This window comes from Vibrio sp. 11-4(1) (genome assembly GCF_013048625.1).
GTDB classification, from domain to species: domain Bacteria; phylum Pseudomonadota; class Gammaproteobacteria; order Enterobacterales; family Vibrionaceae; genus Vibrio; species Vibrio diabolicus.
The window spans coordinates 263,565-288,239 of sequence record NZ_VHSY01000007.1 but is presented as its reverse complement, the minus strand read 5'-3'; the positions used below and the strand labels follow the sequence as shown (position 1 = coordinate 288,239).

Below are 24,675 nucleotides of genomic sequence, written 5' to 3'. Positions count from 1 at the left end.
TGTTATTTAAACGCTTTGACTGCACTCTACGTCTTCTCATATTCAAAACCTCCTGCAGACAAGACTTATACCAGTAAATAGCGGTTCATCGATGCTTTACAATAGGCTCGATAATCGCACTAAACATTTGATGGTTTAAACGTTCTTCATTTGACTCCTGCATTGCACAGAGCCAGCAAATAATTTCAATACGATGCTTAATAATAGGAGTGACGTTATTTCGGCAGAGCGTAGCCGATAGCGCCGCTTCATCAGTGAGCTAAACCATGTGGTTACAAAGCAATCTGTTACAAAGCAATCAGTTTAACTAACGGTGAAAAAAAGGCGACCAACCAAAGGAATGGTTGAGTGTGGTTGGTGTCACTCAGAGTCTTGGATTCTAGATAAGTTTTCGCTAGGACTCAATAAAAATGACGAGCTCATGGGCTCGTCATTTTTTAGTTTACAGTGGGTCTATTCTTCAAGGCTTTCTTGTTCGGCGTCTTCTTCAACCGAGACGTCAGAAGCACCTGAGACTTGCTCGACGACAACCTCTACTGCTCCTGATATCAAAATGTCGGGGTTGAGCGGCGGAATCACTTGTAAGTCATCGCTATTCTCATCAATCGCTGGTTGTTGGCTGACATGACCAATGATGGATTGGTAGTAACGTCGAATATTTTCTACGTAATTACGCGCTTCATCACCTCTGGCGTACCCATAGCGAGTTTGACTGTAGTAACGCTTCTGACGCAGTAAAGGCAATCTGTCTTTTACATCCGCCCAAGCGTTTGGATCGCCACCTTGCGCTTTAGTAAGTCGTCGTGCGTCCATCATGTGGCCGTAGCCAATGTTGTATGAAGCCAGGGCAAACCATATTTTTTCATGCTCGTTGATGCTATCAGGCACACGACCTACAATGCGACGTAAGTACTCGACACCACCACGAACAGATTGCTCAGGGTCTAAACGGTTTGTTACCCCGACGCTTTTCGCTGTTGGCAGAGTAAGCATCATCATCCCTCTAACACCTGTTGGCGATTTTGCCGCTGGCTTCCAGTGTGATTCTTGATACGCCAATGCTGCAATTAAGCGCCAGTCGAACTCTTCGCTGTACTTTTGGAATAAAGGTGCCCACTTAGGCAATTTGTCATCCAGAGCTCGAATGAATGCGCGAGTATCAACGTAGTCAAATGCTTCAATATGACCAATGTACTTCTCTTCGAGAGTGGACAGTTCTCCTGATTGTTTAATGTTACCGAAAAACTCTATCAGCATCGCATACAAACTTTCGTCTTCAGAGCGTCGAGTAAACCACGATACTGGTTGATCTTCTGTAAGTTCAAACGCGAGCGCAAGATCGGGGTAAAGGCGCTGAGCTAGGGAAAGCTCCACAGAGTCAGTCACAGTAAAACGCAACTCACCAGTGGATACGTATTTAAGTAAGTCTCTCGTGTCAGCATCGCCAACAATTTCAAACTGCAGCTCTGGGTATTTCTTCTTTAATGCGGTTAGGGTCGGAACATATTGTGATTGTTCGACGATCTTTAGTGTTTGCGCGCCTGCATTTGTATCTTCGTCAGATTCGCTGTCTTTCGATGCTTGGTATTCAATCAGCTGTTCGATATCACGTGGTCGAAGTTGCCCCTTTTTATACACAACTTGTTGGCTTACATAATAATAAGCAGGGCCCGGTCTAAAGCGTTTTACCGCTTGTGACGTTTGATTTAAGCCCGTAGCGATGAGATCAATATCTCCTTTCTTAAGAGCAGGAAAAAGCTCGGCTTGGCGAAAGGCAGGTTTAATCTCGAGCTTGACGCCGAGCTGCTCCGCAAACTGACGCGCCAATTCGTAATCCAACCCAGCGGGACCATCGGGACCAATATAATAGGAAAGCTGATTGTTTAGCGTGCCAACACGAAGCACGCCACGTTCCTGAATTTTTTCGAATTCACTTTTGGGTTCCGACTCAATCTGGCAGGCAGAGAGTAGTAGCACAGAAACAAAAATTAGGGCGCTGCGCTTGAGTCGGTTGAGCTGGCTTATTTGCATTAATAGGTACATCTTAGGAAATTTCTATTTGCCTTTATATCAAAGCGAGCTCATGGGGCAAAGTGAATCACACACTTATAGCGTGACATTGTGTGTTTTATCGACATTTTAGTCGTAATTCAAATTTGACAAAAAAATGACGCAAACGGTTGCTTTTGGTGTTACATCACAAAAACAATTGCTATATAATGCGCTCGCAATGACGAGGTGGAATCGGCATAGGTTCGACAGTGCTTATTTTAAGTGTCTGAATTTATTCCAATATCACCTTAATCAATTGCATAAGAGACCTAAGCACATGAGAATTTTGCGTGGCTCCCCAGCTCTTTCTGAGTTTCGTGTTAATAAACTACTGGAACTTTGTCGTGAACAAGATCTGCCTGTAACTGGCATTTATGCCGAGTTTATGCACTTTGCCGATCTAAAGTCTGACCTTGATGACCAAGAGTTAGAAAAACTTGAAAAGTTACTAACTTACGGCCCAACCATCGAAGAGCATGAGCCAGAAGGTCTTCTACTTCTTGTTACGCCTCGTCCAGGCACTATCTCGCCTTGGTCTTCTAAATCTACCGATATCGCTGTTAACTGTGGCCTGGATAAAGTGAAACGTCTAGAGCGCAGTACGGCTTATTATGTCGAATCTTCAGTTGTTCTATCAGAAGCTCAAGTTGGCGCTGTCAAAGCGTTAATTCATGACCGCATGATGGAAACGGTATTTACAGAATTTGAAGCTGCGTCAGCGCTGTTTACAGTCGCAGAGCCTAAGCCAGTGGCGCATGTTGATATCTTAGCGGGCGGTCGTCTTGCGCTTGAAGAAGCAAACGTTTCCCTAGGCTTGGCACTCGCAGAAGATGAAATTGATTACTTGGTAGAGAACTTTACTAAGCTTGGGCGTAACCCAAACGACATTGAACTGATGATGTTTGCTCAGGCGAACTCAGAGCACTGTCGCCACAAAATTTTTAACGCAGATTGGACTATCGACGGGGTAGATCAACCTAAGTCTCTGTTCAAAATGATCAAAAACACGTTCGAAACGACACCTGACTATGTGCTGTCTGCATACAAAGACAACGCGGCCGTTATGACGGGCTCTAAAGCGGGTCGTTTCTTCCCAGACCCTAAATCTCGTCAATACACTTACCACCATGAAGATGCACACATCTTGATGAAGGTAGAGACGCACAACCACCCAACGGCAATCTCTCCATGGCCGGGCGCATCGACTGGTTCAGGCGGTGAGATCCGTGACGAAGGCGCGACGGGTATCGGCGGTAAGCCAAAAGCGGGTCTGGTTGGTTTTACAACCTCTAACTTACGTATTCCTGGTTTTGAACAGCCATGGGAAACCGACTTTGGCAAGCCAGGTCGTATTGTTAACGCGCTAGACATCATGCTTGAAGGTCCTCTAGGCGGCGCGGCATTCAACAACGAATTTGGTCGTCCAAATCTATTGGGTTACTTCCGTACTTACGAAGAAAAAGTGACCTCTCACGCGGGTGAAGAAATCCGTGGTTACCACAAACCAATCATGATTGCTGGTGGTATGGGTAACATTCGTGACGAACACGTGCAGAAGAAAGAAATTCCAGTGGGGGCGAGCTTAATCGTACTTGGTGGTCCGGCAATGAACATCGGTCTTGGTGGTGGCGCGGCGTCTTCAATGGCGTCTGGTCAGTCAGCAGAAGATCTGGACTTTGCTTCAGTACAGCGTGAAAACCCAGAGATGGAGCGTCGCTGTCAGGAAGTGATCGACCGTTGTTGGCAGCTAGGCGACGACAACCCAATCGCATTTATCCACGATGTGGGTGCGGGCGGTATCTCTAACGCATTGCCTGAACTTGTCGACGACGGTGAGCGTGGCGGTAAGTTCCAGTTACGTGATGTACCAAACGATGAGCCGGGCATGAGTCCGCTAGAAATTTGGTGTAATGAATCACAGGAACGTTACGTTCTTGCGGTAGCGCCAGAAAACATGGAAGCATTCGATGCAATCTGTAAGCGTGAACGCGCACCATATGCAGTGGTGGGTGTGGCGACAGAAGAGCGTCATCTAACGCTAGAAGATTCTCACTTCGACAATACGCCAATCGATATGCCAATGGATATCCTACTTGGTAAGCCACCGAAGATGCACCGTGACGCAATCACACTAAAAGTGGAAAGCCCTGCCATTGTTCGTGATGGTATTGAGCTTAATGAAGCGGTGGATCGCGTACTTCGTCTTCCAGCGGTTGCAGAAAAAACATTCCTAATTACTATCGGTGACCGAACAGTAACGGGTCTGGTTGCTCGTGATCAAATGGTTGGCCCTTGGCAGGTACCAGTAGCAAACTGTGCAGTAACAGCGGCAAGCTATGACACTTACCACGGCGAAGCAATGTCGATGGGTGAGCGCACGCCAGTGGCATTACTAGACTTTGGTGCATCGGCTCGCCTAGCGGTTGGTGAGTCACTAACGAACATTGCGGCAACAGACATCGGTGATATTAAACACATTAAACTGTCTGCGAACTGGATGTCGCCAGCGGGTCACCCAGGTGAAGATGCAGGTCTTTATGAAGCAGTCAAAGCGGTGGGTGAAGAGCTCTGTCCTGCATTAGGTTTGACGATCCCAGTTGGTAAAGACTCCATGTCGATGAAAACCAAGTGGGAAGAGAACGGCGAGAGTAAAGAAGTCACTTCTCCACTGTCGCTAGTTATCACGGCATTTGGTCGTGTGGAAGACGTACGTAAGACCGTGACTCCACAATTACGCACTGACAAAGGAGATACTTCTCTAGTTCTTGTTGACTTGGGTAACGGCAAAAACCGCTTAGGTGCGACAGCATTGGCACAGGTATACAAACAGTTGGGTGACAAACCTGCTGACGTAGATAACGCAGAGCAGCTAAAAGGCTTCTTTGATGCAATGCAAGCGTTAGTACGTGATGACAAGCTGGTGGCTTACCACGATAAAGGTGATGGTGGTCTATTTGTAACGCTTGCTGAGATGGCATTCGCGGGTCACTGTGGCGTAAAAGCGAACATCGCAGAGCTGGGTGACGATGCGCTAGCCGTTCTATTTAACGAAGAGCTAGGTGCGGTTGTTCAAGTTAAGAATGATGATCTGGATTCAGTTCTATCTACTCTGGCGGCAAACGGCTTAGAGGCATGTTCACATGTGATTGGTTCAGTTAACGCTTCAGACGACTTTATTATCACTTCTGGTGATGCAGTTGTGCTTGAACGTTCACGTACCGAACTACGTGTTATCTGGGCTGAAACAACGCATAAGATGCAGGCGCTACGTGATAACCCAGCGTGTGCTGACCAAGAGCACGAAGCTAAGAAAGACAACTCTGACCCGGGTCTAAACGTTAAGCTCAGCTTCGACGTCAATGAAGACGTTGCAGCACCGTACATTGCGAAAGGTGCTAAACCTAAGATGGCGATTCTACGTGAGCAGGGTGTTAACTCCCACGTTGAAATGGCAGCAGCGTTTGATCGCGCAGGTTTTGAAGCAACCGACATTCATATGAGCGATATCCTAACGGGTCAAGCGGTACTGGATGAATACCATGGCCTAGTAGCTTGTGGTGGCTTCTCTTATGGCGACGTACTAGGTGCGGGTGAGGGTTGGGCTAAGTCTATCCTGTTTAACGCACAAGCCCGTGAACAGTTCCAAGCGTTCTTCAACCGTAAAGAGACGTTCTCTTTAGGTGTATGTAACGGTTGTCAGATGCTTTCTAACCTGAAAGAACTTATCCCGGGTGCAGACTTGTGGCCACGTTTTGTTCGTAACGAATCTGAGCGTTTTGAAGCGCGCTTTAGCCTAGTTGAAGTTCAGAAATCTGATTCTGTATTCTTCGACGGTATGGCAGGTTCGCGCATGCCAATCGCGGTTTCCCACGGAGAAGGGCGTGTAGAAGTACGTGATGCTGAGCACCTAGCAGCGATTGAAGCATCAGGTACGGTTGCGGTTCGTTACGTGGATAACCTCGGTAACCCGACGCAACAATATCCGAACAACCCGAACGGTTCGCCAAACGCGATTACTGGCTTAACAACAGCAGACGGTCGCGTGACAATCATGATGCCTCACCCAGAGCGCGTATTCCGCACAGTTGCAAACTCTTGGGCTCCGGAAGGTTGGGGTGAAAATGGTGCTTGGATGCGTATGTTCCAAAATGCACGTAAGAATATCGGTTAATTAACCAAAGGTTAATCTAGCTTAAGTAAAGCGTTGGTTGAGAGACCAGCGCTTTCTTTTTTCTTATCACTCTTTTTTCTTCGTCGCTCTTTCTCGTGACTAGGCGAAACGTTGCTTTGTTCTGTCTCTTCTTTGTCATCTATTATCTCGCATAAAAAACTTGCAGCGTTTAGATTACTTTTATGCTCTAATACCGCGCTTACCAAGGGATGGTGTTAAACAGCTCAGCTTAGATGGAGTTATCAAGTTGACCGAATCCCTGATTGATCCCTAAATCCCTTAGGAAATGAAAGAAATGTCTAAGAATCCAAAATTTGCTATCCGCGTCACTGAAAAACGTAACGGCTGGAGCGCAGAAATCACTCGCCAAGTGACATCTCGTAAGACTGTAGTATCAAAGCGTGAAACTGGCTTTGACAGCGAAGAGAAAGCACAAGCTTGGGCTGAACAAGAACTGGCTGGTTTTATCCAAAACCAAGTGGTTCGTAACGAGCGTAAAGCAGCGCAACGTCAAGAGCGTGAAGCAGAACAACTAGCGGCAAAAGTTCGTAAAGAAGAAGCCCGCAAAGCACGTGACGCTGAAGTAGACGCTGACGAAGAATAGATTCAAGTCGGTGAGATGGTGACGTCACCCATCAAACAAAAAGTGAAAATGCCCTGAGTTTTGTCTCAGGGCATTTTTTATTGTATCGACTTAAAAACAATCCGAAGATACTGACAGACTAAACGTACCGTCTTCAGGGGCTGCAAATTGTTTATTGCCAGGAAGAAGGTGAGGGTTATTAGCATAAGTGCGATGTGTTGACTTGCCCTTTGCCGAGTGCCTCTCTGGTAAATCAAAGTGTTGCAATCCGTCAGATAGATCGTTTGCTTCACCGTAGTCGAAATGTGTTGCGACGTCCTTGGGCTGCTTGGCGTAACGACAGTGATCCGGCTTGCCATCTTCGTGCCAAGTTAACGCGTTTGCTTTGGCGTCTAGATTCAGATTATTTGTTGTTGGTTGTGCGTAATGATCCTCAATAACTTGGTGCTGACTCTGCTCTTGTAAGTAGTCAGCAATGCTCTCAGAAGGCTGTGCCAGGCTTTGACTTGCTAGAACGAAGCAAGCAAGAAGAAACAGTGTTTTTAAGTTGTTCATAGTGTGTATGCAAGCAAAAAGAAATGATAGTACTGATAAATAAAACGGTGTGCAATTATGGTTGTTCGTTAAAAAACAGCAGGGCAGTTAATGTCTGCCCTGCATCTTTTAGGTATGGTTAGTATTGATAAGTGAGGTGCAGTTTGACTTCGCGACCAGGCGAAGGCACGCCATTAGATAGGTATGCTTCGTAGTAACGATCGGTTAAGTTTTTCACAACCGCGCCAACACTCAAGCCTTCGACTTGTTGTATTTCCCAAACCACGTAAGCGTTTTGTAGCGTGTATTGCTCACTTGGCGATTTCACTTTTAAATTGTTACCGCTTGCCTTGGTTTTGGTTTGCGCATCATACCAACGGACTTCCCAGCCAGTGCGTAAACCTGGAATCCATTCGTAACCTAAACCTAAGTTGATATTTAATGGTGGCACATCAGGGTGATCATCATCTGAACCTGTGGAGTCAGATAGACTGCCGTTGTTTTTGCCGCGAATGTAACTTGCTGAGAAATTACTGTAGAAATCTTCAATCCGGTATTGTGAAATTAGCTCAAAGCCGTAGTTTTTAAAGCCATCTAGGTTTGTATTCCAGCTTTGTAACTCAGTAGTATTTGTGTCGAGGTTTTCGCCCGTTCGTATATCAACCGTGTCGCTAACATCGTTATAGAATAAAGTTAACTCTGTTGCGAGGTTATCGCGAGTATTCACCAGCCCTTCCGTTAAGTTGATAACGCTTGCTTGATAAGCATGGATACGAGACACATCCAGATTCAAAGCAGTAGCCGTAGCGGTAGCTCGTGCATATTGCACTGAGTAGATGTTATCAACGGTTGGTGCTTTTAAAGCGTAGGCGTAGGAGGCGTTTAAACGCGTATTATTGGTCGCATTAAAGTCGATATCCAAACGTGGGCTAAAGCCTTTATGCGTCGTTTCACCGTAGTCATGTCCGGCGGCTGGATCATTATAATCCGGCGCGGCGTTCCCTTTTCCTTCACTCTTGATGTATTCGTAACGCAGAGAAGGTGTGATGGTTAGACGGTCTGTTGCTTGATAGTGATCAGCAATGTAAGCCGCATAAATTGACTGAGTGCCAGATGGTTCGTAGTAAGGGGTATACCAACCGTAGTTTTTGGCTTCATTACTGTCGTATGATGCGTTGAATACTAATGAGTCTCTATCGGTTTTTTGATATTGAAGCCCTGTCACTAGAGTGTGGTCTCCGAACTGCGCTTGGTTAAACACATCAGCATAGTCACGCTCGTAACTTAACCAAGACTCGTGACCGTAACTGCCAACAGAAACGAACATTTTCTCGAATGCCACGTCAGGGCGAACCCAGTGACGATCGTTTTCAGAACGTGCCATTTTGATATTGAAATCAATATACGGGTTAGTCGGCATGTAGTGGTAAGAGATGGTCGTGGTGTTATCCGTGTATTTATTATCGACGGTGTATGCGTATTTGGCTTTTTCTAATGATCCGTATTTCTTGATGTTGTACTCAGTGATGTTAGGCATTTTTCCGCGGCGGTTAGCCCAAGGTTTACGACCTTCATCTTTGTAGCGAGTGTGGCTAATTTCAAACTCGTGATCGTTGTTTTCATAACCGACTTTTACGAGCATGTTTTCTTGCTCATAACCTGAGTAATCCAGCGTTTCACCACCACCGACTTTAATGTCATCAGAATCTTTTACCGAGCCATTCGCTAGAAAATAAAAACCAGTATCGTTTTTACCATAGAGTGTTAGCGTGTAGGCATTCTCATTGCCGTTGGTGTTGTATGCACTTGAGATGCGAGCACCAAAGTTTCTGTCGCCGTAAAGGAGATCATCGACACTTTTGGTTTTAATGCGAATGGAGCCACCAAACTTTCCGTTGAGTGCTCGATAGTCGTGCGCGCCCTTGATAATTTCTGCTTCACCAATCAAGAACGGATCAAAAAAGAAAGTTCCGTAGCGGTATTGTTGAAAGCCAATTGGAGCGCCATCGACAAATACGGCGATATCGCTTGGATCATCAAAACCACGAATGTTAATACGTTCGCCACCAGAACGACCGCCACCATCTATTGATGCACCGGGAACGGCATCGATCATTGAGGCAAAATTAGAGTACTGTTGCTCTTCAATCTCTGACCAATCAATGGTGGTTTGCGCAGGCTCAGCAACGGTGATGGGTTTGGCATAACGCACACCGATGACTTCAAGCTCTTCACTTGGAGTTGTCTCGGCATATGAATAAAGAGGGAAGAGCAAAGTCAGTGAAATGAGATTTACTTTGAATGGATGACTTTTTAATCGTTTCATATTGATGATTTATAGTGTTTTTATGAAGCTCGGATTATAAGAACATTATTACGATTAATAAATGATAATGAGATTAATTATCAAATGTGTTTTTGCGATGGCTTGTAAAGTTTTTTATCCATTCGTGGAAACTACGATGAGTATCTATAGCTTACAGAAAACAAAAAGCCCAGCATCATGGACGCTGAGCTCATTGGCTTTTAAACAAGAGGACGCGCTCACTATTACTCCTGTTGAGCTAATGAAGTGCACTCTTGGTAGGAATTACTGAGTTTCTAACGGGATCTGTCCGGTAGTCAGTGGCTCGACATCGAACTCGGTTAGTCCTTCAATGTAACTTTCAACGGCTTGTTCTACCGAATCATCACCTTGGTTGAAGTAAGCAAGGTGGAAGATCGCATCGCCTTCATTAACCAGTGGCAAAGTTTGTTGACCGATCACCAAGCCACGCTTTGGCGCTTTGAGCTCTACCTCATCATGTCCAAGAGGAGAGCTGATATAGGCGAGAGTTTCACCCTGTTCCACTTTGTCTCCCAGATTAACGACAGTACGCAAAATACCGTTACCTGACGCACGAACCCAGCTGGTGGACTTCGCTATGATAGGCTCAGGCAGCTTTTTTCGGCTAGCGCGCAGCATGCCAATGGCTTGCATTACACGCCGAACCCCGAGTACACCAGCGCTGATTGACAGTGGATCAAAACGCAATGCTTCGCCAGCCTCGTAGGTGAGCACGGGGATATCACATTTTTCTGCTTCACTGCGTAAAGAGCCATCACGCAATGCTGAATCAACAATCACTGGCGTCGCAAACGCCTGAGCAATACGCAGAGTTTCTGGGTTGCTTAAGTTTGCGCGAATCTGTGGCAAGTTCGTGCGGTGAATGGCCCCAGTGTGCAGATCCAAAATGTAGTCACAACGTTTGGCTATGTTGTTAAAGAAGCCGTGTGCCATTCGAGATGCAAGCGCGCCTTTTTCACTGCCAGGAAAACAACGGTTGAGATCTCGTCGATCGGGCAAGTACCGTGATTTATGGATGAAACCAAAAACGTTAACGATAGGTACTGCAATGACAGTGCCTTTCAGTTTTTGTGGATCCAGTTGGTTAATGATCTGACGAACGATTTCTACGCCATTAAGCTCATCACCATGGATAGCAGCATTGACCATTAACACAGGCCCTTCTTGTTTCCCATGGATGATTTCCACAGGAATAGATAAAGGCGAATGTGTGTATAGCTTCGCTGCTTCAAATTCGATCTCTAATCGTTGTCCTGGTTGTATTTGATGCCCTAAGAGCTCAAACACTTTGCTTTTTTTACTTCTGGCCATAAACCATCTCTGTCAAATGCGTTATCAGCAATGTAACAATTGCTGCAAAATCGCACTAATCATTCTCATTAAGGACACGACAAATTACTTTAATCGTCATGCGCGAAATCTCAACATGTGTGAAGTTTTTGTTTTCAATATGATCTTTTCTATCAGTTTAATACATAACGAGAGGTACAGAAGGAAGAGCAATCATAGGCTTAAAAAATGTGACTGTATTAAAAATAATACTGATAATGAGGGACAAAAAAACGGACTTTTAACCCTACTTTTTATCCGATAATATCCGCGCCGAATTTGAGGTCTAACATTTCTAACTAGAGGTTTTGATGAAAAAGGCAATTGCTAAAATTGGTGCATTGACTGCTGTAGCAGTTTCACTTTCAGGTTGCGTTGGCAGTAATGCCGTGACAGGTTATGTCATGGGGTTTAACTTGAAAGCTGTAGATAACCGTTACGCTCGAGGTGGTCTAAACATGCTTTTAGCACCTGTTTATGGTGTCGCAATCGCAGCGGACTACATCGTGTTTAACTCTCTAGAGTTTTGGACGGGTAAGAACCCTTTAAATGGTAAGCCACATATCTTCGATACAAAGATGGATACTTATATCGATGTCAATCACCAGTTAGATAAATCGTTAACGACGGCGCCAATTGCACCGTTAGCGAATAACCGTGTTATTGAGCAGGGTCGAATGCAGCAAATCGATGAGAATACTGTTCAAATGGATATTACTTACAATAACGGCGAGAAGGCGACACTCATGGGTGTGCGCGATGGTGAGCTTGTCACTTACTACATTGATGGCGAGGTCGTTGCACAAACCTCAATGGATGAATTAGCCGCTTATACGCAAAATCGCGTGTAATTTGGTCCAGCCAAACAAAAAAGGGTGCCGTAAAGCACCCTTTGTCGTTTTTCGTGCTTGAATTACGCTTTCTCTGGAATTGCCTCTAGAAGCGCTACCATTTGGTCCCAGTACAGCTGAACGGTATCAATCTTCACTTTCTCATCTGGTGAGTGAGGGAATTTTATTGTTGGACCGAAAGAAACCATATCCATGTGTGGGTATGGTTCTTTAAATAGGCCACACTCAAGACCAGCATGGATGACCATGATGTTCGGCTTATGACCGTAAATGCCTTCATACATATCACGGAAAATTGCCATGATCTCGGAATCTGCATCTGGCTTCCAGCCAGGGTAAGCACCTGAGAACTGAATTTGTGCGCCTGCTAATTCAGCAATTGAACGTAGCATACTCTCAACTTGGCTGCGGCCAGAGTCAATCAAAGAGCGAATCAGACACAGAACTGTCACTTTATTTTCTTCAGTAGTGATCACGCCAACGTTCAGTGACGTTTCGACCACACCTTCAATTTCGTCGCTCATGCGCATGACGCCATTTGGGCATGCGTTAAGTGCGGCAATGAAGCGTTGCTGATCGGCGATTGAAAATACTTGCGCGTCAGTAGCGAGCAATTCATTAAAGGTTACGATACCTGTTTCGATTTTACCCAGTTCAGTTTTCAGCAGCTCAGTGTAGTGGTTGAACAGCTCAGCAAGCTTGTCTTGGTTTTCTGCAGGAAGAGCGACAGTGACAAACGCTTCGCGAGGGATTGCATTACGTAAACTACCACCACGGAATTCTACCAAACGTAAATCAAGCTCTTGCGCATGACCCGCGAGGAAACGACCAAGTAATTTGTTGGCATTACCGCGACCTGTGTGAATGTCACAACCTGAGTGACCACCTTTTAGGCCTTTCAGCGTCAGTTGGCGTGTTACGAAACCGGCAGGCGTTGCTTCTCGAGAAATGCCGAAAGTCATGGTGCCATCAACACCACCAGCACAACCCATGTAGACTTCGCCTTCTTGTTCAGAGTCTGTGTTGAGAAGGATCTCACCTTCTAACCAACCAGCCTCAAGACCAAATGCGCCAGTCATGCCTGCTTCTTCATCAATCGTAAGCAGAACTTCGATTGGGCCGTGCTTAATGTCTTTAGATGCCAATACAGCAAGGCAAGAAGCCATACCAATCCCGTTATCTGCACCAAGCGTCGTGCCTTTCGCCGTTACCCATTCGCCATCGATGTAAGGTTGGATTGGATCTTTGGTGAAGTCGTGTTCGGTGTCTTCGTTTTTCTGCGGCACCATGTCGATGTGTGCTTGAAGTACAACAGCCTTCTTGTTTTCCATTCCAGGTGTCGCGGGCTTTTTGATGAACACGTTACCGGTTGGATCACGGCGAACGTCAAAGCCTTGCTCTGTTGCCCAGTTGATAATGTACTGTGCTAATGCTTCTTCATGTTTAGATGGGTGAGGGATAGAACAAATCTTATCGAAAAACTGCCAAAGTGGAGCAGGTGATAAGGTACTGATCTCAGAATGGAACTCAGACACGGAGGACTCCTTTTGATGTGCTTTGCCAAATATATAACGTAAAAATATTGTCGAGATAGCATTAAATGCTAGACGATTTGGCCTTCAAATTGCCGTTTAGCATACCACCAGATAAGGAGTACGAGTAGTCGCGTGCACAAGGATTTCTCTCAGAACTGTCACAGTTTGTGAACACAATAACAGGCACTATGTGTTCTTTATCATACATTCTGAAAGTGGCTTTATTTTTAATTCATAAAACTGTAATTTAATTACATTTAAACTTTGATGAAGGTCAATTTATACATTTTTTGTGATTTTAATCACTAAAATACTTGTAATTAAATTTCTTGGTGGTATATTTGTAACCAGCTTCTGAGAGAAGAATGAAATGCTCAAAGGATGAGTCCGTTTTATCGCCTCCAAGGAACCGAGAAATCAACGAATGTTTAATTGATTTAAAAGGTGATAGTTATGAAAGGTTTACCAAGTACAATGTTCTGGAATAGCAAGTCTGTTTACACCGGCAACTTTGTATACCCAACAAGCTTTGGCTACTAAGTGAAGTCAACGCATGTGACTCGAACAGTTTGTTCACCCCTATAAATTGGAATTTTTTTTCAGTGATAGTGCTGACATGATTCGCCGCCACCCAAATTGGGTGGCGTTTTTTTATCTCCACTTTCTCTTTCTGACATATTTTCTGCCATCAAGGCTGGATTCTATTCTCCGTTCTTCAGTTTTATCGACTTTCCCGTCAAATCCACCTAGATATGACGCTTAAAACGCCCAGTTTCTATTTGAAAGTTTAGTACATTGTTCAGTTTTTATTCTGTTGTTGGGTTCTGAGCAATAATTATTAATTGTTGTTTTATAAGAATATATTTTCTGTTTTGCTTTTAAGAATTAGCGAATGGGTTTCATATCCAAAGAAAAAAATCGCATTAGAGTGAAGATTCTATCTAGAATTTGCTATTTGATAACTTTATAATTCCCGCCAATCGATTACGCAACCGTTTACTTTTTACCTTTACAGGATTCGATCATGCTCGAGAGGCTTTTTAAGCTCAGTGATAATGGCACAAATGTGCGCACTGAGATCATTGCAGGTGTTACCACCTTCCTAACTATGGCTTACATTATTTTTGTAAACCCAGCGATCCTGTCGGATACCGGTATGGACCGTGGTGCCATTTTTGTTGCAACTTGTCTTGCGGCCGCTATCGGCTGTTTCATCATGGGATTTGTTGCTAACTACCCAATTGCACAAGCACCAGGAATGGGGCTGAACGCATTTTTCACTTACTCTGTTGTGTTGGGAATGGGCTATACGTGGCAAGTTGCGTTAGCGGCGGTGTTTGTTTCAGGCCTGCTGTTTATTCTTTTGAGTATATTTAAGATCCGTGAGTGGATTATTAACTCGATCCCGCATTCTCTTCGAACTGGTATTTCAGCCGGTATCGGTCTTTTCTTAGCATTTATCGCATTAAAAAATGCAGGCATCGTCGTTGATAACCCTGCGACATTAGTTTCTATGGGAGACATCACATCATTGCCATCTGTATTGGCTGCGATTGGTTTCTTCCTTACTATCGCGCTTGTTCACCGTGGTGTGAAAGGTGCGGTGATGATCGCCATTCTTGGTGTTACAGCGCTTGGCCTTCTATTTGGTGATGTGCAGTGGAGCGGCATTATGTCAACGCCACCAAGCATTGCACCCACTTTCATGCAACTGGATTTCTCTGGTTTGTTTGAAGTTGGCATGATTTCCGTTGTGTTCGCTTTTCTATTTGTCGATTTGTTTGATACCGCAGGTACGCTAGTTGGTGTTTCTCAAAAAGCAGGCCTCACGGATGAGAATGGCAACATCCCGCGTCTAAACAAAGCGTTACTTGCAGACTCAACGGCAACGTCAGTAGGTGCATTACTCGGTACCTCAAACACCACATCTTACATTGAGAGTGTTTCTGGTGTGGCGGCTGGTGGTCGTACTGGTCTAACAGCAGTGGTTGTTGGTGTGCTCTTCCTACTTGCTCTATTGTTCTCACCGCTAGCAGGAATGATCCCTGCTTATGCAACATCGGGCGCTCTGTTCTATGTCGCGATTTTGATGTTGTCTGGGCTGGTAAGCATTGATTGGCGTGACCTAACGGAAGCATCACCAGTTGTTGTGACTTGTTTGGTGATGCCATTAACGTTCTCGATTGCAGAGGGTATTACGTTAGGCTTTATCGCGTACTCGGCGATCAAATTATTCAGCGGCAAGGGCCGTGAAGTGTCGATGAGTGTGTGGGTGATGTCTGCCATCTTCATCGTCAAATACCTCGTCGGTTAATTTCTCGAGCAAAAAGCCAGTGTGGATTTGTTCACGCTGGCTTTTTCTTTTTTTCACGTTGTTCACTTAAGACGGTTTTTCTGCGGAATAGGCAGAGAATTTTGATATCACCGTTGGTATTAACGGTGTGTTTCGGTAGAATAATCGTTTGCGCAGCTTGAAATCCTCATCTCCATACGTTTTGGAGAGGTCAGTGAGCATTCCGCTTTTGAGTGAGTTCGCTAGATTTTGAGGATGCATATTTTCAAATTATTAGGTTATTACAATGAGTAAAAAATTCATTATCACTTGGGATGCAATGCAGACTTACTGCCGTGAACTGGCTGAAAAACAAATGCCAGCTGAGCAATGGAAAGGGATTTGGGCGGTAAGCCGCGGTGGTTTGGTTCCTGGCGCTATCTTGGCTCGTGAACTGGGTATTCGTTACGTTGATACAATCTGTATTTCAAGCTACGACCATGATCATCAGCGCGATATGACGGTACTAAAAGCACCTGAAGGCGATGGTGAAGGTTACCTAATCGTTGAAGACCTAGTAGACAGTGGTGATACGGCGCGCAAACTACGTGAGATGTATCCAAAAGCGAAGATGATCGCTGTGTGTGCGAAACCTTCAGGCAAAGCGTTGCTAGATGATTATGTGGTAGATATTGCGCAAGACACTTGGATTGAACAACCTTGGGATATGTCAATCCAGTACGCTGAGCCTGTTAACCGCAAGCAAAAATAAACGCTATTAAAGAATATTGAGAAATGCCCCTGTATAGGGGCATTTTTTTTATTATCATAACAACTCATGCTAATAGCCTAAGGTTCTTCCTATGTCTGAAGACGTCAGTAAAAATCTTTCCGAAACTTTGTTCGTGAAACATAAGCAAGCAAAAGAAACCTCTGCGCTTACCCAGTACATGCCGACCAGTCAAAAAATACTTGATGAGCGAGAAGCGCAGGGAGATCGCGCTTGGTATCGTCATTTGCGCCGCTTGCAATGGGCTTGGCAAGGGTTGTCTCCGATAGAGATGGAAGGTGTGCTTTCTAAAATTGCTTCTTCTTCCCACTCTCGAACCAATGATGATTGGTTAGACACCGTAATGGGATACCACAACGGCAACTGGACATTTGAGTGGATTAAGCTCGGCATGGAGCATCAGAAGCGTTCAAATGAAATGCAAGGTGAGGAGGCCGCCGATGAACTCTTCACTGCATCTCTATGTTTTAGTATCGCAGGCTACCCACATCTGAAGAATGATAATTTGGCCTTGCAGGCTCAAGTGCTGGCAAACAAAGCGTACTCTGACGGCGCAGAGAAGACCAAGTACACCATCAAGCAAATTGAAGTGCCTTACCAAAATCGCAAAATCATCGCGAACCTTCATTTGCCAAGAACCGACAAACAACTGCCTGTGGTGATGGTGAGTGCTGGTCTCGATACGTTACAAACCGACATGTGGCGTTTGTTCCGCAATCATCTTGCACCACGAGATATTGCGATGTTGACGGTTGACATGCCTTCGGTAGGGCACAGTTCTCACTGGCCTTTGACTGAGAACTCAAGCTGTCTGCACCAAGCGGTACTAAATGAGCTGTATTCATTGCCTTGGGTGGATCATCACAAAGTGGGGTTAGTTGGATTTCGTTTTGGTGGTAATGCCATGATCCGACTCTCTTTTGTTGAGCAAGAGAAGATCAAAGCTTGTGTAGCCCTTGGCGCACCCGTACATGATATTTTTACTTCCCCTGAGAAGCTGCAAAAAATGCCGAAGATGTATCTGGATCTGTTGGCTTCTCGCTTAGGGAAAAGCGCGGTTGATATTAATAGCATGGCGGGCCAGATGATGGCCTGGTCATTGAAGGTTCAGGGCTTCTTGAGCAGTAGAAAAACCAAAGTACCTATTTTAGCTTTGAGCCTTGAAGGCGATCCGGTGTCTCCACACAGTGATAACCAACTCGTCGCGCTGTTTAGCCAGTATGGCAGAGCGAAAAAAATCAGTTCCAAAACGATTACAAAAGGATATGAGCAATCCCTCGATTTAGCTATAAAGTGGCTAGAAGATGAATTATTAGGGTGACAATTCTCCTAAATTAGTTAAGAGTGATATATCTGAGCAAAAAATAAGCTCATGATAATTAAAAATAATAATCATTCTTGGGTGTTTACTTTTAACTATGAAAACGGAGATTCATATGTCAGAGACGACTCAGGGCCCGACTCACTTTCGCTTGATGTCAAAGTTGAAGGCGATAGGGCCTTACCTGCGCGAACCACAATCGCAAGAAGGGCGCTATTATTTTGATTGTCTATCTGTTTGTGTAGACGACAAAAAATCGCCTGAAAAGCGTGAATTTTGGGGCTGGTGGATGGATTTGGAATCCATCGAAGGAGGCTTTACTGCCAAATATCATATCGGCAAGTACAACAAAGAAGGGCAATGGGTATCTGAAGCCCTGCCTAAAAAAGCGGTAGAGGAAGTGTATCTGACGCAGAGCACATTCCATCAAAAGCTGGTTGATACTTTAGAAGAACACTTCAAATTAGAAGTCGAATATCACACGGAGTCTTTCGATTTCGCTTAATTTGGTTGTTTTCATTTAATACCAAACAAAAAGGTGCGAAAACGCACCTTTTCTCTTGTTAATTCCCTCTTTGATTGTTAAAACATCCTCTCTTTATTTGTTTTTCACTTCAGAAGACATCATGACAACGAATCAACAAAATGCAGTTGTTTCACAACCACAAACTGTCGTTGTGAAACTGGGTACAAGTGTGCTGACAGGCGGCACTCTGGCACTCGACCGTGCTCACATGGTTGAGTTAGCGCGCCAGTGTGCTGAGCTTAAAAAACAAGGCCATTCAGTGGTAATGGTTTCGTCTGGTGCTATTGCAGCAGGCCGTGAGCATCTTGGTTACCCCGCATTGCCCAACGAGATGGCGAGTAAACAATTACTTGCGGCGGTGGGTCAAAGTCGCTTGATTCAAACATGGGAGTCTTTGTTTGGTATTTACGGCATCAAGATCGGCCAAATGCTACTAACTCGTGCTGATTTAGAAGATCGCGAGCGATTCTTAAACGCACGTGACACCATCAATGCGCTCGTTGCGAACGATATTATTCCTATCGTAAACGAAAATGATGCCGTTGCGACCAGTGAGATTAAAGTGGGCGATAACGACAACCTTTCCGCTTTGGTGGGCATTTTGTGTGGCGCAGATAAGCTCTTGCTTTTAACTGACCAAAAAGGTCTGTTTACTGCTGACCCTCGTAAAGACCCAAACGCAGAGTTGATCAAGGAAGTAAAAACCATCGACGATACGCTGCGTAAAATCGCAGGAGGAAGTGGTACAACATTGGGTACTGGCGGTATGGCAACGAAGCTGCAAGCCGCAGACATCGCTCGCCGCGCTGGTATCGAGGTTATTATTGCTGCCGGTAGTGCACCGAATGTTATCTTTGACTCTTTGAGTGCAGAGCCACAAGGCACACGCTTCCTACCTTGCGCTGAAGCTTTAGAAAACCGTAAACGCTGGATTCTGGCGGGACCTGCGGCATCGGGCGACATCATTATTGATGACGGTGCGGTAAATGCTGTGGTCGGTAAGGGCAGTAGCCTACTTGCTAAAGGGGTAATCAAAGTAAGTGGTGACTTTGCACGAGGCGAAGTGGCGCGTGTAACAAATTCTCACGGTAAGTTGGTGGCTCGTGGCATCAGCGCCTACTCAAGTGATGACCTAACTAAAATTACTGGTAAGCACAGTAAAGATATCATCTCTATTTTGGGGCATGATTATGGCTCTGAGGTGATTCATCGCGATGATTTGGTCGTCATTCAGGAATAGAATTAGAGGGAAGCAAAGTGGATTTAACGAATATGGGTAAAGCTGCTAAAGATGCAGCTTTCGAATTAGCGACAGCGTCAACTGCGCAAAAGAACCAAGCTTTAGCGATCATCGCTGATGAGCTAGAAGCAAACTCCGCTGCTATTTTGGCGGCAAACGCTAAAGACATCGAACTTGGCCGTGAAGCGGGTTTAACCGATGCACTGCTTGATCGCCTTTTGCTGAATGAAGAACGATTGACTGCAATTGCGAATGATGTTCGCAACGTCATTAGCTTGAACGATCCTGTAGGCAGCGAAATCGACAGTAAGGTACTGGAAAATGGGATGTCACTGTCTCGTCGCCGCGTACCACTGGGTGTTGTAGGCGTAATTTATGAAGCGCGTCCTAACGTGACTATTGATATTGCGGCGCTGTGCTTGAAAACCGGCAACGCAAGCATTTTGCGTGGCGGCAAAGAGACATTTTTCTCGAATATGGAATTGGTAAAGGTTATTCAGTCTGCGCTAGCAAAGGCGAACCTTCCTGCCGCTTCGGTTCAGTACATTGAAAAGCCAGATCGTGAGCTAGTCTCTCAACTGCTTAAACTGGACGATTACGTCGACATGATCATTCCACGCGGTGGTGCTGGCCTACACAAAATGTGTAAAGAAAACAGCACGATTCCGGTGATTATTGGCGGCTTTGGTATCAGCCATATCTTTGTCGACGAATCCGCTGATCTAGAGAAATCCCTGAATGTGGTTGAGAACTCTAAAGTTCAACGCCCATCAGCATGTAACTCACTAGATACGCTGCTCGTGCATGAAAAAATTGCAGCGCAATTCCTACCAATGATCGTAGAGCGCATGAACGATAAAGTGACGTTCGTGACAGAGCCAAAAGCAAAAGAACTCATGGAGCAAGCGAAACAAGTTCGCGATGCTATTGAAGGTGACTTTGATACGGAATGGTTGAGCTACACTCTTGGTGTAAAAGTTGTGTCTGATGTGAAAGATGCCATTGATCATATGCGTGTCCATAACGCGAGCCACTCAGATGCGATCATGACCAATAGTTTGGAAAACTCAGAACTGTTCATCAATTCTGTCGGTTCGGCGGCGGTTTATGTGAATGCTTCAACGCGTTTTACAGACGGTGCGCAATTTGGCCTTGGCGCAGAAGTCGCAGTATCTACGCAAAAGCTACATGCACGCGGTCCGATGGGCTTAGAAGAGCTAACTAGCTACAAGTGGGTTGGTAAAGCGAACTACTTAGCACGCAGTTAACACATTCGACGAGATCTTGAGTGAAAAAGGGGCCTTTGGGCCCCTTTTTGTTTTGTCTAACATACCAATTCCGCTACACTACATGAGCTTTTATTTCGGTTTGAAAGCGTTATACCCAAATAGCTTTAATAGAGTCCGTATAACCATGAACGCGTGGTTATCCGTGATTGCTAATGAGGTTATTTTGGTATAGATATGGAGGTGATATGCATTGTCCTTTTTGTTCCGAGAACGATACCAAAGTTATTGATTCCCGCTTAGTGGCTGATGGCCATCAAGTTCGACGTCGCCGTCAGTGCTTGGCGTGTAGCGAGCGTTTTACTACGTTTGAAAGCGCAGAGTTAGTGATGCCTAAAGTGATCAAATCGAATGGCAACCGTGAACCATTTGATGAAGATAAAATGGTTGGCGGTATTCAGCGCGCATTAGAGAAACGTCCAGTGAGTGCCGATTCTATAGAGTTAGCGATCAGCATGATCAAATCACAACTGCGTGCGACGGGTGAACGAGAGGTTCCGAGTGAAATGATTGGTAATTTAGTCATGGACCAACTCAAAGAGCTCGACAAGGTCGCTTATATCCGTTTCGCCTCAGTTTACCGCAGCTTTGAAGACATTCGCGAGTTTGGCGAAGAGATTGCCCGCCTAGAAGACTGAGTAGCTCATGACTCAACACACTCCTGAAAGAGCGTTTTCTGATTTAGATTTCGCCATGATGTCACGAGCTATTAAGTTAGCGAGACGTGGCATTTATACCACCGCCCCAAATCCAAATGTGGGGTGCGTCATCGTTCGTGATGAAGAAATTGTTGGTGAGGGCTATCACCACCGCGCTGGTGAGCCGCATGCCGAAGTGCACGCGATGCGCATGGCGGGTGAAAAAGCAGTTGGTGCAACCGCTTATGTGACGCTCGAACCTTGCTCTCATTACGGCCGTACACCGCCATGTGCTGAAGGGCTAATCAAAGCCAAAGTGGCACGTGTGGTTTGCGCAATGGTAGACCCAAACCCTAAAGTTGCGGGGCGGGGCATCCAGATGTTGCGTGATGCCGGAATTGAAGTACAAATCGGCTTGTTAGAGCAAGATGCCCTTGCCCTTAACCCTGGTTTTATAAAGTACATGCGTACAGGTATGCCGTTTGTTCAATTAAAAATGGCAGCCAGTTTGGATGGGCAAAGCGCACTCAGCAATGGGCAGAGCCAATGGATCACCTCCCCAGCGGCCCGCCAAGATGTGCAGCGTTATCGAGCGATGAGTGGTGGCATTCTCTCTACCAGCAAAACGGTGATTGATGATAATGCTTCACTCAATGTGCGTTGGGATGACTTACCTACCAGTGTTCAAGCGCAGTATTTACGAGAAGAACTTCGTCAACCAGTACGTGTAATCTTAGACCGTCAGAACCATTTAACGGATGCGCTCAAGCTGTTCCACACCGATGGAGAGCGAGTTATTGTTAGCCCAGATGGAGAATGTATCCCTCTATTGGACAGAGCTGACCAAATTGACTTATCAACGACATTAAAACGTATCTCGGATGAGCACCACATCAATCACTTATGGGTTGAAGCTGGAGCAACGCTAGCCAGCGCGATGATAAAGGCTAATCTTGTAGATGAGCTCATTGTTTACCTTGCGCCAAAACTTATGGGCAGCGATGGTCGGGGGCTTATCGGTGCTTTAGGGTTAAGCGCTATGGCTGACGTTATAGATTTAAACATTACAGACGTTCGTATGGTTGGGGTAGACATTCGCATCACCGCCACCATAAAACGTAATGAAATTAGATAAGAAATAGTATGTTTACAGGAATAGTAGAAGCAGTTGGCAAGTTAGCTGCGATTACGCCGAAGGGCGAAGACATCACCGTCACGGTTGAAACGGGTACGCTTGATATGTCAGACGTTAAGTTAGGCGATAGCATTGCGACCAATGGTGTTTGCTTAACGGTAGTTGACTTCGGAAGCCACTATTACAGTGCTGATCTGTCATTAGAAACCTTGAAGAAAACTGGGTTTGCTGAATACCAAGTAGGCGATAAGGTGAATCTAGAAAAAGCCATGTTGCCAACAACGAGATTGGGTGGACATATCGTTTCTGGCCATGTCGATGGGGTTGGTGAAATTGTCGAACGCAATTCAGTTGGCCGTGCGATAGAGTTTTGGGTTGCAATGCCTGCGGAAATTAGCAAGTACGTTGCAGAGAAAGGCTCGATTACTGTTGATGGTATTAGCCTAACCGTCAACGACTTACGTAAAAATGCTTTTAAGCTGACGATCGTTCCTCATACGAGTGAAGAAACTACGATTGACCAGTTTCAAGTGGGGCGCAAAGTCAACTTAGAAGTTGATGTACTTGCGCGTTATATGGAGCGTTTACTGCAAGGACAACAAGAAGATAAGGCCGAGTCTCGTATCACGATGGACTTTTTACAGCAAAACGGTTTTGCATAAGTCTTAGGAGTGGCTGCGTGAGGCATGCGATAAAGAGCAGACTCACAGAACACCGCGAGATTCATTGACTTGCTTAATGCAAAGCTCAAACTATTGACCTAACTAGCATTCACTGCAACGTGATTTTTCATTGCTGTCGCAATAACAAATTTAGAATAACGGGATAACAGACTATGCCAATCAGTACGCCACAAGAAATTATTGATGATATTCGCGCAGGCAAAATGGTCATCCTAATGGATGATGAAGACCGCGAGAATGAAGGTGACTTGATCATGGCTGCCGAGCATATTACGCCGGAAGCCATCAACTTTATGGCAACCTATGGCCGTGGCCTGATTTGTTTAACCATGACCAAAGATCGTTGCGAAAGCCTAGGTCTGCCACCAATGGTGCAAGACAATAATGCGCAATACACAACCAACTTTACCGTTTCTATTGAGGCGGCAGAAGGGGTAACGACGGGTATTTCAGCCGCGGATCGCGCACGTACCGTTCAAGCAGCAGTCGCGCCAAACGCTAAAGCTGCGGATTTGGTGCAGCCTGGTCACATCTTCCCGCTCGCAGCTCAAGACGGCGGTGTACTGACTCGCGCAGGTCACACTGAAGCTGGCTGTGATTTGGCTCGTCTTGCTGGTTTAGAGCCAGCATCGGTGATTGTTGAGATCTTAAATGACGACGGCACCATGGCTCGTCGCCCAGATCTAGAGATCTTTGCAGAGAAGCACGGTATTAAATTGGGCACTATTGCCGACCTAATTGAGTACCGCAATAACACTGAGACAACGATTGAACGTGTGGCTGAGTGCAAGTTACCGACAGAGTTTGGTGAGTTCACGTTAGTCACGTACAAAGACACCATTGATAACCAAGTGCACTACGCAATGTGCAAGGGCGATTTGAAAGAAAAAGCGCCACTGGTTCGCGTACATCTTCAAGACGTTTTTACCGACTTACTACGTAGCGATCGTAATGCAGAGCGCAGCTGGACACTAGATAAGGCCATGAAACGCATTGGCGAAGAGGGCGGTGTGCTGGTTGTTCTTGGCCATGAAGAATCGACCGATCTACTTATTCATCGTGTGAAGATGTTTGAAGCGCAAGACAAAGGTGAAGCACCAACGCTTGCTAAGAAACAAGGCACGTCTCGCCGTGTTGGTGTGGGGTCACAGATTCTTGCGGATCTCGGTGTACATGATATGCGCCTTTTGTCATCGACCAACAAAAAGTACCACGCGTTAGGTGGTTTTGGTCTGAACGTTGTTGAGTACGTCTGCGAGTAACAACCGAACAATAAGTTCCTAGTCTTTTACGCACTCAACTCGTCAATGGCTAGGAACCGGTGATTTGCCTCCAATTTCCATTAGATATTGCTCACAAATTTGTGCTAGAATCCGGCGATT

18 protein-coding genes are annotated in these 24,675 nt (G+C 45.5%); 13 read left to right on the top strand and 5 right to left on the bottom strand.

Features of this window, described 5'->3' with window-relative positions; genetic code table 11:
• Positions 1 to 453 precede the first annotated feature (453 nt).
• Positions 454 to 2,031 (bottom strand): membrane-bound lytic murein transglycosylase MltF, encoded by a 1,578-nt coding sequence (mltF, locus tag FKN16_RS16255; protein ID WP_065645113.1) that lies wholly within the window; start codon positions 2,029 to 2,031, stop codon positions 454 to 456.
• Between the two features lie 298 nt (positions 2,032 to 2,329).
• Between mltF and purL the strand changes: the two genes are divergently transcribed.
• Both purL and FKN16_RS16245 read left to right on the top strand, forming a co-directional pair.
• The gene (purL, locus tag FKN16_RS16250) at positions 2,330 to 6,223 is read left to right on the top strand and encodes a phosphoribosylformylglycinamidine synthase (protein ID WP_170903092.1); all 3,894 of its coding nucleotides are present in this window, start codon (positions 2,330 to 2,332) and stop codon (positions 6,221 to 6,223) included.
• Between the two features lie 295 nt (positions 6,224 to 6,518).
• Positions 6,519 to 6,827: a DUF3622 domain-containing protein gene (locus tag FKN16_RS16245; protein WP_005391432.1), complete on the top strand. Its 309-nt coding sequence runs from the start codon at positions 6,519 to 6,521 to the stop codon at positions 6,825 to 6,827.
• Between the two features lie 90 nt (positions 6,828 to 6,917).
• On the opposite strand, the gene FKN16_RS16240 is transcribed toward FKN16_RS16245, so the two are convergent.
• The 3 genes from FKN16_RS16240 to FKN16_RS16230 form a co-directional block, all read right to left on the bottom strand.
• The gene (locus FKN16_RS16240) at positions 6,918 to 7,361 is read right to left on the bottom strand and encodes a DNA-directed RNA polymerase subunit beta (protein WP_170903091.1); all 444 of its coding nucleotides are present in this window, start codon (positions 7,359 to 7,361) and stop codon (positions 6,918 to 6,920) included.
• 118 nt (positions 7,362 to 7,479) lie between these two features.
• A complete protein-coding gene (locus tag FKN16_RS16235) occupies positions 7,480 to 9,666 on the bottom strand; it encodes a TonB-dependent receptor (protein ID WP_170903090.1) in 2,187 nt (728 codons plus the stop codon).
• Between the two features lie 264 nt (positions 9,667 to 9,930).
• Positions 9,931 to 10,998: a succinylglutamate desuccinylase/aspartoacylase family protein gene (locus FKN16_RS16230; RefSeq protein ID WP_005391426.1), complete on the bottom strand. Its 1,068-nt coding sequence runs from the start codon at positions 10,996 to 10,998 to the stop codon at positions 9,931 to 9,933.
• Between the two features lie 329 nt (positions 10,999 to 11,327).
• Between FKN16_RS16230 and FKN16_RS16225 the strand changes: the two genes are divergently transcribed.
• Positions 11,328 to 11,867: a DUF3332 domain-containing protein gene (locus FKN16_RS16225; RefSeq protein WP_104971348.1), complete on the top strand. Its 540-nt coding sequence runs from the start codon at positions 11,328 to 11,330 to the stop codon at positions 11,865 to 11,867.
• Positions 11,868 to 11,929: 62 nt separating this feature from the next.
• Here the strand turns inward: FKN16_RS16225 and FKN16_RS16220 are convergent, their stop codons facing one another.
• Positions 11,930 to 13,402, bottom strand: a complete 1,473-nt coding sequence (locus FKN16_RS16220; protein ID WP_170903089.1) for an aminoacyl-histidine dipeptidase — start codon at positions 13,400 to 13,402, stop codon at positions 11,930 to 11,932.
• A gap of 1,024 nt (positions 13,403 to 14,426) precedes the next feature.
• On the opposite strand from FKN16_RS16220, the gene FKN16_RS16215 reads away from it, so the two are divergent.
• From FKN16_RS16215 to ribBA, 10 genes are all read left to right on the top strand, one after another.
• Complete coding sequence (locus tag FKN16_RS16215) at positions 14,427 to 15,716, top strand: NCS2 family permease (RefSeq protein ID WP_006741838.1); 1,290 nt, start codon at positions 14,427 to 14,429, stop codon at positions 15,714 to 15,716.
• 265 nt (positions 15,717 to 15,981) lie between these two features.
• Positions 15,982 to 16,446 carry an oxytetracycline resistance phosphoribosyltransferase domain-containing protein Tet(34) gene (gene tet(34) / locus FKN16_RS16210; protein WP_005391418.1) on the top strand — a complete coding sequence of 155 codons (465 nt, stop codon included), beginning with the start codon at positions 15,982 to 15,984 and terminating at the stop codon, positions 16,444 to 16,446.
• 91 nt (positions 16,447 to 16,537) lie between these two features.
• Entirely contained in the window at positions 16,538 to 17,785 is a 1,248-nt protein-coding gene (gene frsA / locus FKN16_RS16205) for an esterase FrsA (RefSeq protein WP_005391416.1), read from the top strand.
• 115 nt (positions 17,786 to 17,900) lie between these two features.
• Positions 17,901 to 18,290, top strand: a complete 390-nt coding sequence (gene crl, locus FKN16_RS16200) for a sigma factor-binding protein Crl (RefSeq protein WP_005391414.1) — start codon at positions 17,901 to 17,903, stop codon at positions 18,288 to 18,290.
• A 121-nt stretch (positions 18,291 to 18,411) separates the two neighbouring features.
• On the top strand, positions 18,412 to 19,551 hold the full coding sequence (proB, locus tag FKN16_RS16195; protein ID WP_005391413.1) for a glutamate 5-kinase: 1,140 nt from the start codon (positions 18,412 to 18,414) through the stop codon (positions 19,549 to 19,551).
• 17 nt (positions 19,552 to 19,568) lie between these two features.
• Complete coding sequence (locus FKN16_RS16190; RefSeq protein ID WP_074190968.1) at positions 19,569 to 20,819, top strand: glutamate-5-semialdehyde dehydrogenase; 1,251 nt, start codon at positions 19,569 to 19,571, stop codon at positions 20,817 to 20,819.
• 206 nt (positions 20,820 to 21,025) lie between these two features.
• The gene (gene nrdR / locus FKN16_RS16185) at positions 21,026 to 21,475 is read left to right on the top strand and encodes a transcriptional regulator NrdR (protein ID WP_005381578.1); all 450 of its coding nucleotides are present in this window, start codon (positions 21,026 to 21,028) and stop codon (positions 21,473 to 21,475) included.
• A 7-nt stretch (positions 21,476 to 21,482) separates the two neighbouring features.
• The gene (ribD, locus tag FKN16_RS16180) at positions 21,483 to 22,610 is read left to right on the top strand and encodes a bifunctional diaminohydroxyphosphoribosylaminopyrimidine deaminase/5-amino-6-(5-phosphoribosylamino)uracil reductase RibD (protein ID WP_170903088.1); all 1,128 of its coding nucleotides are present in this window, start codon (positions 21,483 to 21,485) and stop codon (positions 22,608 to 22,610) included.
• Positions 22,611 to 22,618: 8 nt separating this feature from the next.
• Positions 22,619 to 23,272: a riboflavin synthase gene (locus FKN16_RS16175; RefSeq protein ID WP_005381574.1), complete on the top strand. Its 654-nt coding sequence runs from the start codon at positions 22,619 to 22,621 to the stop codon at positions 23,270 to 23,272.
• Between the two features lie 173 nt (positions 23,273 to 23,445).
• Positions 23,446 to 24,555: a bifunctional 3,4-dihydroxy-2-butanone-4-phosphate synthase/GTP cyclohydrolase II gene (gene ribBA, locus FKN16_RS16170; RefSeq protein WP_005381573.1), complete on the top strand. Its 1,110-nt coding sequence runs from the start codon at positions 23,446 to 23,448 to the stop codon at positions 24,553 to 24,555.
• The last annotated feature ends 120 nt before the right edge of the window (positions 24,556 to 24,675 follow it).